This window comes from Acinetobacter sp. XH1741 (genome assembly GCF_041021895.1).
In the GTDB taxonomy this organism is placed as follows: Bacteria; Pseudomonadota; Gammaproteobacteria; order Pseudomonadales; family Moraxellaceae; genus Acinetobacter.
Genome location: NZ_CP157428.1, coordinates 463074 through 476042, shown reverse-complemented (window position 1 = coordinate 476042; position 12969 = coordinate 463074). Strand labels below are relative to the sequence as shown.

Here is a 12969-nt window from a genome sequence, read left to right as displayed (position 1 = left end):
CCTCTCATGTTATTCCATTAAACCCCGAGTGCGGGAAATAAGACTAGGCTTTGCTCTAGCTCAACGGGAGTATAGTTATTGAAGTATGGTTTAAAAAATACAGTAAAAATATTGCAAAGTCATAAACATTTAAGGGAGCAAATGCAAAAAAACATTTGCTCCAAATTTGCTTCTTTTATTTTAAAGTACGTTCTAATAAAGCGTACATTTTAGCAAGGCCTTGTTTTTCCGCTTCGCTGTTGTAGCCAAGGTCTACACCGTTCGCTTTAGCTCTTTCATCTGCAAGCGGGTTACTAAAGCCATGTTTAGCATTTTTTAAAACCACTACTTCGTGTTTAACCTCAGCAGCTTGCATCTCTTTTTCAAAATTAGCAACATCTTCTAAGGTGACCATGCTGTCTAGTTCGCCATGTAGAACTAAAACTTCACCTTGAATGTTGCCTTTTTGAGCAGGTGCCTTAGGTGTTAACGTACCATGGAATGTTGCAACTGCTTTAAGTGGGGCACCTGCGCGTGCAAGATCGAGTACCACTTTACCACCATAGCAAAAACCAACAGCGGCAAGTTTCTCACTGTTCACTTCTGGTTGGGCAGCCAAAGTTTGAAGACCTGCGTTGGCGCGATCCGTCACCGTGTCTAGCTCTTCAAATGTCTGCATCATCCATTCGTAAGCTTGAGCTGCGGTTGTGGTGACTTTTTTGTCGCCATACATGTCAATTGCAAGCGCAGCATAACCGTGTTCAGCAAGCTCACGTGCACGTTGCTGCGTATATTCGTTACGGCCCCACCACTCAGGACCAATAATGATACCGGGTACAGGAGTTTCACTCTCTGGAGCCGCAAAGTAACCAATTAAATGGCTGCCATCTGGCGCAGTATATTGAATTTCACGGGTTTTAATTGCTGTACTCATAACATTAATCCTGAAATTTAACTTGGTTTAAATACGCTTGATTAAAGCATAAAAAATAAAAGCCATATAAATAACTATGTAAAAATCTACATCAAAAGAAAAACATAGAAATATTTAGGCAATAAAAAAGAAGGAAACTGGTTCCTTCTTTTTTATATGGTCATAATTAAATTAGGTTCGGCCTCGCGAAATAAACCCAATAACAGCGAGAATTACAGCCACAACTAATAAAATCACGGCAAAGTCTTTAGATAACCCTGCAACACCACCAAACCCTAATAGACTGGCAATGAGTGCAATCACTGCAAAAATTATTGCCCAACGGAACATATGCTGTCCTCCTTATTTTTTCATTGTTCTTTAACTATATAGCTTGTTTTTTGAACCGAATGTGTCGTTTATGTGGTTGAAATGTATATTAAACAATCATTTTGTGATTCTAAAAATACGACTTCTTTTTTTAGCACCGTACACTTCAATGTTATACTCATACATTGTTTCATCTATTCAGCTGTTAAAAACTTATGTCTACCGAGACCTCACTTCGTCCATTGTTTTGGAACAATTACACGCTTGAGCAACTGACTCAGGCTGAGTGGGAGGCTTTGTGTGATGGATGTGGTTTGTGCTGTCTGGTCAAACTTGAAGATGAAGATACGCATGAAGTCGCGTATACCAAAGTAGCGTGTAAGTTGCTTGATTGCAGTACAGGGCGTTGTTCGGATTATTCTAACCGTCAGCAACAGGTACCTGATTGCTTACAGTTAACGGTAGAGTCTTTAAAGACTATTCACTGGTTACCCTCAAGTTGTGCTTATAAACGTTTGAATGAAGGCAAAAATTTACCTTCATGGCACTATTTAAATACCGGTTCTAGACAAAGCGTGGTTAAAGCGAAAAAGTCGGTTGCGGGACGCTGTATTCCTGAAACTGATGTTCACGAAGATGACCTGGAAGACTATGTGGTACGTTGGGTGCGTTAATATGCTCGTGATGGGCATTTTTAATTACAGCGTATTATAAAGTAACATTTTAAGGATAAATTTTTTAATCATCTCCGTTATATAAAAATAAAAGGGAAGCATGCTGAGATGATTAGCAGCATCCTTATGATGCAAAGGATGTGTCTCATAGATTCAAATTGTAGATTTCTGTGAGACGCAATAGACTATAGTGAAAAGACGATAAAGCTATTTGAGATGTCAGACACCCATATTCCACTTCCCGAACGCCTGCGTCCAAGAGACTTGTCTGAAATTATTGGGCAAGATCATTTGTTAGGTGAACATGCACCCTTACGTCAAATGATTGATCAGGGGCATTTACCTTCCATTATTTTTTGGGGGCCACCAGGCGTTGGTAAAACAACGATTGCTTTACTTTTGGCACAGGCAATAGACCGCCCATTTGTAAGCTTATCTGCGCTGAATACGGGCGTGAAAGAATTACGTGAAGTGATTGCAGAAAGTGGTGATTTACTGACACCTGTGGTTTTTATTGATGAAATTCATCGTTTTAATAAATCACAGCAAGATGCATTATTAGGTGCGGTAGAAAAAGGCAAAATTACCTTAATTGGTGCGACGACTGAAAACCCGTCTTTTGAAGTCAATAGTGCGCTTTTATCTCGCTGTCAGGTCTATACCTTAAATAGCTTAGATAGTGATGCAATTCAGACCCTCCTCAATAATGCACTTCAAGCCGACAAATTCTTAAAAGAACGCTATATTCATATTGAAGAGTACGATGCTCTTTTGCAGTTTGCGGCAGGTGATGCTCGCAAAGCGCTTAATTTACTGGACTTGATTGCAAGTACCTTTGAACCAGAGATTGAAAACACGATTACCAATGCGGTTGTGGTAAAAGTTGCTCAGCAAAATATCGCACGTTATGACAAATCGGGTGAACAGCATTACGACTTAGTCTCTGCCTTCATTAAATCGATTCGTGGTAGTGATCCGGATGCAGCTTTGTACTGGATGGCTCGGATGCTTAAAGGTGGCGAAGATCCAGTTTTTATTGCAAGGCGTATGCTCATCGCTTCGTCAGAAGATATTGGAAACTCTAATCCAAATGCATTATTACTCGCAGGTGAGTGTTTCCGCTCTGTACAAGCAGTAGGAATGCCTGAGGCTCGAATTATTCTGGGTCAAACAGCAGTGTATTTAGCAACGAGTGCAAAAAGTAATAGTACTTATCTTGCGATTAATCGGGCTTTAGAACTTGCTGAAAAAACAGCAAATTTACCAGTGCCACTACACTTAAGAAATGCGCCAACCAAGCTGATGAAACAGCAAGGCTATGGGATTAATTATCTCTATCCGCATGATTATCCTGAACACTTTGTGTTGCAAGACTATTTGCCGCCTGAGTTAAAGGGAACCAAATTGTATGAATCTGCTAGAAACAAGCGTGAAGTGGAAGGTGAGCGTTTGCAGCAACGCAGATGGCAGCAGGAGCAATAGTTCTCTATTGCTTCTTACTATTCCAGTTCTTCAGTGACCTGACCGTAAATCAGCAGAGTAAACACGCCTGTACCACCAATAATATTGCCCACAGTGGTTGGGATTAGGAAATTAAACAGATACTCACCAATAGAGGCCTCTCCTTGCCAGACCAGATAGGACATTTCGGTAGAGCCAACTATGACATGGGTAAAGTCACCCAGCCCGATCAAATAAGTCATGAAGAAGATTAATAGGAATTTATTACTGACTGAGGGCAACATCCAGACTAAAGCGGCAATTAATAATCCTGACATAACACCTTTGAGTAGATTCTCAATCGCAGAAAAAGATGCAACATGATGGGCTAGTTCATCTAGAGCTTTGTCGATGTCTGGAGTAAACAAGTCGGTGGTTAGAAAAAATAAGCTCGCCAAACCTGTTCCAATGATATTACAGAGAATCACAATACCCCATAAGCGTCCCACCGCTCTTAATTTATCTAGGGTAAAGGGCTTAAATAAAGGCACAACTGTAGTGATGGTATTTTCAGTAAAGAGTTGCATATGGCCCAAAATAGCAATCAGGAATCCTATGGTATAACCAACATTAGTGATTAAATCGGTCCAGATGGCATCGGTTGGAAGGTAAGAGGCGATAATGGCTTTAAATACAAATGAAAAACTCATTACCAAACCAGCGGCAATTCCTGAAAAGATTAATGCAGCGGTCGGTCGATCCAGTTCCTCGGCACCATCACGGCGGATAATTTCATAGACTAGTCGGGGTGACAGTTTCTCATGTTCTTCAACTGCCATTTTTTCGCGCCAGCTTAAGGTTTGCTCGACCTTTTCTTCCTCTATTTCATGATCCATTAGATTTACTCCTCACTGAATAAATATTTTTTACTTCTTATTTTTATTTATTGTTAAGCCAGTATTTGGCATAAATCCAGTTGAGTCCTAACAGTTTTTATGTGTCTTTTTATAAATTGAAGATTAGCTTGGTAACAAAGAAGAAAAAAATAATACGGGAATAATAGAAATTAGTCAGATAGTAATACTAAATAAGAAAAGACGCTCGGCATGGCATATTGCGAGGCGATTTATTACCTACATTAAAGACTAATAAATGCTATGAGTCCGTGAAAAATAAGTGTAGTAGAGTGCCTATTGCAATAAAGATGCAGTAGCAACAGTAAACATTATTAAATCAATGTATAAGCCCTTAAGGTACGTATGAGTTTCATATAGTCACCTTGGGAGGCTTCAGAAATGACGCTCTCGACTTCAGCTTGGCTCCAGCCTTGTTTTAAGGCCGAGTGACTAAAATTAGATAAAATCACTAAGGGATTTTCACCAAAATGTATTGAGTGATTCATTAATCTCTTTTCAAGCTTAAATAGTTCCATAGACTCACCATACTTTAAATTTAATTATTGTGATGCAATTTGTATTTTCTTAAATTTTAGTGCTTTGTTTTTGTATTGTGCAAGTCATAATTTAATTAAATATACAAATCTGTCTACTTTTTAATATCTAAAGTATTTAAATATAAAAAAACCGGGTTAAAACCCGGTTTTTTTTATGAAGTTTAACTCATTAGATGTCAGATAAATCTACGCCTAAACGAGCAGCAACTTCTTCATAAGCTTCAACAACACCGCCTAAACCTTGACGGAAACGGTCTTTGTCGAGTTTTTTCTTAGTCTCTTTGTCCCATAGACGGCAACCGTCTGGAGAGAATTCGTCACCAAGCACGATACGGTCATGGAAAACGCCGAATTCAAGTTTGAAGTCGACCAAAATCATGTTGCCTTCAGCAAATAATGCTTTTAATACATCATTTACTTTATAAGTTAACACTTTCATTTGTTCTAACTGTTCAGCAGTCGCCCAACCTAAAGCAATTGCTTGAGATTCGTTAACCATTGGATCGCCTAGGCCATCATCTTTATAGAACAATTCAAAAGTAGGAGGAGTTAACTCTTTACCTTCTTCTACACCTAAACGACGGCATAGAGAACCTGCTGCGTAATTACGAATTACACATTCAACAGGAATCATTTGAAGCTTTTTAACAAGCACTTCAGTTGGAGAAAGCAATTTTTCAAAATGCGTTTCAATACCCGCAGCAGCAAGTTTTTCCATGATGAAGGCGTTAAAACGGTTGTTCACCTTGCCTTTACGATCTAGTTGTTCGATTTTTTCGCCGTTGAACGCAGAGGCATCATCACGAAAGACTAAAATCAGATGGTCGGCATTGTCTGTTTCATATACAGATTTTGCTTTACCAGTATAGAGCAAGGTTTGTTTTAACATGAGGGAACCTTTTAAAGAAAAATGCCTAGTAAACGACTAGGCTGGCCAATTTTGGTAAATCTGGTTTAACACTTCTGCGGCAACATCAGGGCTGGCAAAAGTGTTGTCTGGATTAAATAGAGCAAGGCTATGACTAGAGCCAACACCAGTTAGTTTCAGCACATAAGTTTTATCATTTACTTTAATCGTCGCTTGATTACTGCCTTGAGCGATGATGTTGTAATTTAACGTACTTAAAGTTGCTTTGGTGTATTGCCAAATCTCAGCAGTACTTCCATCAATTTTTAACAGTGGGTTTTTATTACCATCTGTCACAAGTTGAGGGCGACTAAGCGCGCTACCTGATTGAGCAGATGCATCTGCTGTATCACCTTGAGTTTGTTCAGGGCGTGGTAATGCAAAACGGTTGCCACGCTTGTTTTCAAACTTCGGCGCATGATCGATAGCGAGCTGGTCTACTGTTGGTGCAGGATACAAAGGTGTCACTGGTCGTACAGTTGCATCGGCAGGATACTCAAGCGGGGCGAGTTGCTTTGCTTTTTTATAATCTAAAGAGTGATTATTGAGTGCGAAGCGACCACAGCCAGCTAAACTTAAGGCTGAAACTGCAAGGACTAAACCAAGACGTAATTGCATCATAAATTGCTCTTATTAAATAATTCCCGCATCTTTTAGGGCATTGCGGAGAGGTTCGCGATATTGCTCAGCGAGAGGAGTGAGTGGTAAACGAATACCAGTATCAATCAGTCCCATCTCATGTAGTGCCCATTTCACAGGAATTGGGTTTGATTCGCAAAATAGAATATTGTGTAAATTTGCAATCTTATTGTTAAGCGTCTTCGCTTGTGACTCATCTTTAGCAATTGCAACCGCACATACTTCGCTCATTGCTTTAGGAGCAATGTTTGCAGTAACCGAGATATTACCGTCTGCGCCAAGAAGCATAAGTTCCCATGCAGTTTCATCGTCACCTGAGTAAACAGCCATTTTGCCGTTTAAAGCATCGATTAAAGCTTTACCACGAGGTACGTCACCTGTTGCGTCTTTAATGCCGACAATGTTAGGAATTTCTGCTAAACGTACCGCTGTATCGTTTGACAAGTCTACGCCAGTACGACCTGGTACGTTATAAAGAACAAGAGGTAATTCAACAGCTTCAGCAACCGCTTTATAGTGCTGGTAAAGGCCTTCTTGGGTTGGTTTGTTATAGTATGGTGTTACAAGTAAAGCTGCATCAGCACCGAGGTCTTTGGCAGCTTTAGTTAATTCGATTGCTTCACGGGTTGAGTTTGCACCAGTACCGGCAATAATTGGAATACGTTTATTGGCTACACGAATAATTTCTTTAATAACCTGTGTGTGCTCTTCCATGCTCAATGTTGAGGCTTCGCCGGTTGTCCCGACGGCTACAATACTGTTTGTACCTTGTTCTATGTGCCACTCAACCAGCTTCTCAAGACTCTTCCAATCTACACCGCCATCTTTCAACATGGGAGTGACAATTGCGACGATTGAGCCTTGAATGGTCTGTGCTTGCTGAGTCATTTTAAAAAATATCCTATTTATCCATCCGAATCTGAGGTAAGAAAAACAAAATGTGGGATGGTTGCAGTATTTTGATTGTCCAGTTCTAACAATAACAGATTGTTGAATGACAATTATGCAAATTATGACTGATCAGACGCATAAGAACAATATGCTTAACCGATAATCCCTATGTAAACTTGAGCAAAACATAGTATGCCAATTTGATCATTTCAAGTAAAAGACAGTAAATAAGAGAATATGGCGCAATTCTGCGAAACCCTACTTGATACCGTCTTTTTTATGGCAAGATAAAATGCATATTTTTCCCGAATGGGACTTAAGATGGCATGAAAATGAATAAACAACCACAAAATGCGGCTTTAGTCGTAGTTGATGTACAAAATGGTTTTACGCCAGGTGGAAACTTGGCGGTTGCCGATGCCGATACTATTATTCCAACGATTAACCAATTGGCGGGTTGTTTTGAAAATGTAGTCCTCACCCAAGATTGGCACCCAGATAATCATATTTCTTTTGCAGCCAACCATTTGGGTAAACAGCCCTTTGAAACGATTGAGCTTGACTATGGACCGCAGGTGCTTTGGCCTAAGCATTGTGTACAAGGCACGCATGATGCCGAGTTCCATCCAGATTTAAATATTCCGACAGCTCAACTCATTATTCGAAAAGGTTTTCATGCTCATATTGATAGCTATTCGGCTTTTATGGAAGCAGACCACATAACAATGACAGGTTTAACGGGCTATTTAAAAGAGCGTGGAATTGATACGGTTTATGTGGTCGGTATTGCCACGGACTTTTGTGTAGCATGGACTGCTTTAGATGCAATTCAACTCGGCTTTAAAACATTTGTGATTGAAGATGCCTGTAAAGGTATTAATCTCAACGGTTCTTTAGAGCAGGCATGGCAAGCGATGCAGCAACAAGGTGTGGTCCGTATTCAATCGACTGATCTGTTGAGACGAAGCTAAGCATATTGCTTTACGTATTTTGACTTTAATTGCAATTTGGTATGGATAAACAACATGTCCGCATTATTACGTTTTACTCAATTTGTTCAGAAAACGTTTGCTTTATGGGTCATCGTTTTTGCGCTATTGGCACTATGGCAACCTGAGTTTTTTGTCTGGCTTAAAGCTTATATTCCATGGATTTTGGGCATTATTATGCTCGGCATGGGAATGACCATGACTGTCGATGATTTTAAAGGGGTGTTGCAAAGCCCTAAGGCGATATTGCTTGGCGTTGTTGCCCACTTTGTGGTCATGCCGGGATTGGCATTTGTTTTGTGTAAATTATTTAATTTACCGCCTGAAATAGCAGTCGGCGTTATTTTGGTGGGCTGCTGTCCGGGTGGAACGGCGTCAAACGTGATTACGTATATGGCGAAAGGCAACGTAGCTTTATCGGTCGCCTGTACATCGGTATCAACACTTTTAGCACCAATATTAACACCTGCAATCTTCTATTTGCTTGCCAGCCAATGGCTAAAGATTGATGCAGCTTCGATGTTTATTTCGATTTTACAAGTGGTGGTGTTGCCTATTGTGGTTGGCCTGATTTTAAGGATATGGTTCAAACGTCAGGTCGAATCATATATTCAAGTCATGCCTTTGGTGTCGGTCGTTGCGATTGTCGCGATTGTGGCAGCCATTATTGGGGGCAGTAAAGCCGCTATTTTCCAGTCGGGTTTGCTCATTTTGGCAGTGGTGATATTGCATAATGGATTTGGATATTTGTTAGGTTTTGCAGCAGCTCGATTCTTTAAATTACCTTATGCGGACAGTAAGGCAATTGCGATAGAAGTTGGTATGCAAAACTCAGGTTTAGGTGTGGCACTTGCAGCGGTACATTTTGCGGCTTCTCCGATTACTGCCTTACCAAGTGCTATTTTTAGTCTTTGGCATAATATTTCTGGCCCTGCACTTGCGACTTACTGGGCACGGCGTACAGATGAAGACAAATCTACTCAAGTAAAAGCTGATTAATGCACTAAAGCGGGTGGGTCGCTAACCAGTCTTCAATTTCGTTTTCAGAAATCACTTTGAAACCATGGTGCTGCAAAAGCGCTGTGGTTATACCAGTTCCCGTAATCTTCTCACCTTGAAAAGTACCGTTGTAAATCTTTTGACTGCCGCAAGACGGGCTATTTTCTTTTAAAACCACACAGCTTGCTTTTATGTGCCGTGCCACTTCTAAAGTACGGTAGGCACCTTTTAAATATAAATCTGTGACGTCTAAACCAGATGAATCCTTTATGGTTGCCTTGCTATCTAATACATCTTGGCCTGTACCGCCCACAATTTCTGCGGGTAAACGAGGGGTGCTAAAGCCCCCTAATAACTCGGGACAGAGCGCATGAGCTTTTTTATTTAAAAATAGCTGTTGAAGCGTAGTGTGTAAGCATGATCGGCCGTCATAACGTACAGGTTCACCAATTAAACAGGCACTGATTAAAAGCATTCGTTTTCTGCCATTAGAGCTATAAATCCTGTTTGAGTGTACCCAATGATTTATAAATTAAGAAATTTAAAACGAGCTGATACAAACACAGTAAATGGATTAATAAATTACACAATTCATAATTAAATTATGTATTGCATAATTTAATTGTTTTTAGTAGCATCTGTTTTAAGGTAAATGGCCATTGGAGGTCCAACAAGGATGTTGGTCTCCATAAATCTAGGAATGACTTTAGGAAAAGGCGATTTTTAAAGATTTATTGAAAAATCTCAATCGTACTTTTAGATAAGAAAGGACAGTGTGTATGGAAAATAAACACCATATAGAAGGGAAGTTAATCATCGGCATTGCGCTCACTCAATCTTCGTTTTAGTTATTGGTTTTTTTCTCATAGGATGCGTTGGGCTAAGGCATTTTGACGGTTCAAACACTCTCCCAGCAAATGCGTATTCTATAGAGAAAGGAGCTGACCAGATCAGCATGAGAAATAAACGGATCAGGTAATCACCAGAGGGAAACTAGATGGATATTTTAGAGAACCCATTAGAACTATGCGGTTTTGCATTTATTGAGTTTGTTTCAAAAGAGAATGAATTAGATCCAATTTTTGAAACAATCGGCTTTTCAAAAGTAGCCAAGCATAAATCGAAAAAAGCGTACTTATGGCGTCAAGGAAATATCAATATTATCCTGAATTATCAGCCAGAATCTTATGCTTCATTCTTTTTCAATGAGCATGGTCCATCTGCTTGCGCGATGGGATTCAAAACACGCGATGCGGCAAAAGCTTATAAAAAGGCTGTAGAGCTTGGTGCAGAACCAATGCAATCTAATGTTGGGCCAATGGAGCTTAACATTCCGGCAATTAAAGGTATTGGTGGCATGCCAATCTTCTTGGTTGACCGTGATATTTATGAAAATGACTTTATTTTCTTTGACGACAAGCAAAGAAACCCTGAAGGTGCTGGTTTAAAAGAAATTGACCACTTAACTCACAACGTCTACAAAGGTCGTATGGAGTACTGGGCAAACTTCTACGAGAAGATTTTTAACTTCCAAGAAATTCGTTACTTCGACATTAAAGGCGAATATACAGGTTTAACATCTAAAGCATTAACAGCTCCAGATGGCATGATCCGTATTCCTTTAAATGAAGACTCAGACAAGGGTAACGGTCAAATTGCAGAATTCTTAGCTGATTTTAATGGCGAAGGTATTCAACATATTGCGTTTATTTGTGATGACTTAATTTCGACTTGGGATAAGTTAAAAGGTTTGGGTCTACAATTTATGACTCCACCACCAAATACATATTATGAAATGTTAGAAGACCGTTTACCTGAGCATGGTGAACCGACTGATGAATTACAACAGCGCGGTATTTTGCTCGATGGTAATACTAAAGACGGTCAGAAGAAGCTTTTATTGCAAATCTTCTCTCAAAACATGATTGGACCAGTTTTCTTCGAATTCATTCAACGTAAAGATGACGACGGTTTTGGTGAAGGTAACTTCAAGGCATTGTTTGAATCAATCGAACGTGACCAAATTCGCCGTGGCGTTCTTGAAGCAAAATAATTTTTGCTTTGTCTCTAATCTAAAAAAACCAAGAGCATTGCTCTTGGTTTTTTTATGGCTAATGATTAGCGGCTTTTAATATATTGATTAATTGAATTAATCTCATTTTTAAGTGTTTCAATAATTTTACTTTGTGGGTCAACAGGTAAGAACATTTCGCTATCAAGTGCCACAATACAAAACTCAATCCCTTGGTTTGAGTTAAATACAGGTAGACCCACCGCATTAATTCCTGTCAGCAAATCACCTTTAGCCGCAGACATTTGTTGCTGGCGGATCGTCTCTTTAAGTTCTAAAAATTCTTGCCAGTTGTGCGGTGCAATATTTAGTCCAAGTTCTTGGTGTTTTTGCCACTCAGCTTCTAATAAAGGACGAATAAAATGCTCAGGAAGGTAAGACGCAAATAAACGCCCTGCAGCAGAATTGACCAAAGGCATAATTGAACCGACTTTGGTTACAATCGAAATAGGGTGGTTAGATTCAATCGATTGAACCACGACAGGGCCTTTCGGTGACCATTTACTAATTTGAATACCACAGCCAATTTTACTTTGTAGGTCGTAAATTAGATGCTGTACCAACTGCAAAGTGTCACTGTGCTGAATGCAGTTTAAGCCTAAACGCCATGCCTGATCACCTAGAGCATATTGACCATCATCAAGTTGTTTGGCGTAATCCATGCGAATTAAGCTCACCAAATAACGGTGTACTTTGGCAGGGTGCATCTCGAGCTTACTGGACAAGTCTTTGAGAATAATCGGTTGATTGTGCTCTAACAGGGCATTTAGTACGGATAAACCAACTTCAAGTGATTGAACCCCCCCAGATATTTTTTCTTCAATCATTTAAATACCCTTAATCGATTTACTTCAGCAGTTAAACAGTTCTGTTTAAAAACATAAATTGGAATTGATGCGTTTTACATCATGCCTGAGCCTATAGAAAAATAGAAATCACCTTTTTCTATTAGCGAAATTCACATGTTTAATAATCAACAATTCTTACAATGACCTTCATCTTTCATTTATAGCGTAAATTGATAGAAGTTTAGTAGATTTAAACAATATAAATCGGCATTGATATAGAACAGTTCATACAAACTATTCCCACCAATGCCGACTTTTGAAACGATTGCTTTAAAAGAATTAAGCGCCTAATTCTTCTTCATGCAAGAAATGAGTATGGTGTGGAGCACGTTTGGTTTTGCTCCATTCATCTAACATTTCAGTTTTCATTTCTTCGGTAATTTTCGCAATTTTTTCTTCTGCATGTACATCGTTATAAGTGAGTTCTAAACGATGACCATTTGGATCAAAGAAATAAATTGAGTGGAAGATACCGTGGTTAGTAATTCCTAACACTTTAACGCCATTTTCTTCCAAATGTTTTTTTGCAGCTAGAAGGGCATTTAAATCTTCAACTTCAAAGGCAATATGTTGTACCCATTGAGGCGTGTTTTCATCACGGCCCATTTCTGGTTGGGTTGGCAATTCAAAAAATGCCAAAACGTTGCCTTGACCAGCATCTAGGAATAAATGCATATAAGGGTCAAAGGCTTTGGTTGAAGGCACATGGTCTTCAGCAAAAGCTAAGATAAAGTCCATGTTGAGCATTTTTTTGTACCACTCAACAGTTTCTTTTGCATCCTTACAGCGATATGCAACGTGATGTATTTTTTTAATGGCAAATGTCATGTTGAAAC

General features: G+C 39.4%; 15 protein-coding genes. 5 read left to right on the top strand and 10 right to left on the bottom strand.

The annotated features are described in order from the left end of the window. Nucleotides 1–175 precede the first annotated feature (175 nt). Complete coding sequence (locus ABLB96_RS02370) at nucleotides 176–913, bottom strand: dienelactone hydrolase family protein (protein ID WP_348897326.1); 738 nt, start codon at nucleotides 911–913, stop codon at nucleotides 176–178. A 171-nt stretch (nucleotides 914–1084) separates the two neighbouring features. Continuing rightward, a complete protein-coding gene (locus ABLB96_RS02365) occupies nucleotides 1085–1243 on the bottom strand; it encodes a DUF1328 domain-containing protein (RefSeq protein ID WP_002053759.1) in 159 nt (52 codons plus the stop codon). A gap of 194 nt (nucleotides 1244–1437) precedes the next feature. Here ABLB96_RS02365 and ABLB96_RS02360 point away from each other — a divergent pair, with 194 nt between their 5' ends. Both ABLB96_RS02360 and ABLB96_RS02355 read left to right on the top strand, forming a co-directional pair. Further along, nucleotides 1438–1896 (top strand): YcgN family cysteine cluster protein, encoded by a 459-nt coding sequence (locus ABLB96_RS02360; protein WP_348897327.1) that lies wholly within the window; start codon nucleotides 1438–1440, stop codon nucleotides 1894–1896. A gap of 216 nt (nucleotides 1897–2112) precedes the next feature. Further along, complete coding sequence (locus ABLB96_RS02355; protein WP_348897328.1) at nucleotides 2113–3378, top strand: replication-associated recombination protein A; 1266 nt, start codon at nucleotides 2113–2115, stop codon at nucleotides 3376–3378. A gap of 17 nt (nucleotides 3379–3395) precedes the next feature. On the opposite strand, the gene ABLB96_RS02350 is transcribed toward ABLB96_RS02355, so the two are convergent. The 5 genes from ABLB96_RS02350 to dapA form a co-directional block, all read right to left on the bottom strand. Further along, entirely contained in the window at nucleotides 3396–4232 is an 837-nt protein-coding gene (locus tag ABLB96_RS02350) for a formate/nitrite transporter family protein (protein ID WP_348897329.1), read from the bottom strand. 332 nt (nucleotides 4233–4564) lie between these two features. Beyond that, nucleotides 4565–4768 carry a hypothetical protein gene (locus ABLB96_RS02345; protein ID WP_348897330.1) on the bottom strand — a complete coding sequence of 68 codons (204 nt, stop codon included), beginning with the start codon at nucleotides 4766–4768 and terminating at the stop codon, nucleotides 4565–4567. 190 nt (nucleotides 4769–4958) lie between these two features. Continuing rightward, entirely contained in the window at nucleotides 4959–5678 is a 720-nt protein-coding gene (gene purC, locus ABLB96_RS02340) for a phosphoribosylaminoimidazolesuccinocarboxamide synthase (protein ID WP_309456119.1), read from the bottom strand. 36 nt (nucleotides 5679–5714) lie between these two features. Continuing rightward, a complete protein-coding gene (locus tag ABLB96_RS02335; RefSeq protein ID WP_348897367.1) occupies nucleotides 5715–6314 on the bottom strand; it encodes a lipoprotein-34 precursor (NlpB) in 600 nt (199 codons plus the stop codon). Nucleotides 6315–6329: 15 nt separating this feature from the next. Then, nucleotides 6330–7223, bottom strand: a complete 894-nt coding sequence (gene dapA, locus ABLB96_RS02330; RefSeq protein WP_348897333.1) for a 4-hydroxy-tetrahydrodipicolinate synthase — start codon at nucleotides 7221–7223, stop codon at nucleotides 6330–6332. Nucleotides 7224–7552: 329 nt separating this feature from the next. Here dapA and pncA point away from each other — a divergent pair, with 329 nt between their 5' ends. Both pncA and ABLB96_RS02320 read left to right on the top strand, forming a co-directional pair. Further along, on the top strand, nucleotides 7553–8197 hold the full coding sequence (pncA, locus tag ABLB96_RS02325; protein ID WP_348897335.1) for a bifunctional nicotinamidase/pyrazinamidase: 645 nt from the start codon (nucleotides 7553–7555) through the stop codon (nucleotides 8195–8197). Nucleotides 8198–8251: 54 nt separating this feature from the next. After that, entirely contained in the window at nucleotides 8252–9214 is a 963-nt protein-coding gene (locus ABLB96_RS02320) for a bile acid:sodium symporter family protein (RefSeq protein WP_348897338.1), read from the top strand. 4 nt (nucleotides 9215–9218) lie between these two features. On the opposite strand, the gene ABLB96_RS02315 is transcribed toward ABLB96_RS02320, so the two are convergent. Further along, nucleotides 9219–9689, bottom strand: coding sequence for a DUF523 domain-containing protein (locus ABLB96_RS02315; protein ID WP_348897339.1), 471 nt, complete (start codon nucleotides 9687–9689; stop codon nucleotides 9219–9221). Between the two features lie 522 nt (nucleotides 9690–10211). Here ABLB96_RS02315 and hppD point away from each other — a divergent pair. Next, nucleotides 10212–11267: a 4-hydroxyphenylpyruvate dioxygenase gene (gene hppD, locus ABLB96_RS02310; protein WP_348897342.1), complete on the top strand. Its 1056-nt coding sequence runs from the start codon at nucleotides 10212–10214 to the stop codon at nucleotides 11265–11267. Between the two features lie 65 nt (nucleotides 11268–11332). On the opposite strand, the gene ABLB96_RS02305 is transcribed toward hppD, so the two are convergent. Beyond that, entirely contained in the window at nucleotides 11333–12112 is a 780-nt protein-coding gene (locus ABLB96_RS02305) for a helix-turn-helix domain-containing protein (RefSeq protein ID WP_348897343.1), read from the bottom strand. A gap of 300 nt (nucleotides 12113–12412) precedes the next feature. After that, nucleotides 12413–12961 (bottom strand): VOC family protein, encoded by a 549-nt coding sequence (locus ABLB96_RS02300; RefSeq protein WP_348897344.1) that lies wholly within the window; start codon nucleotides 12959–12961, stop codon nucleotides 12413–12415. Nucleotides 12962–12969: the final 8 nt, after the last annotated feature.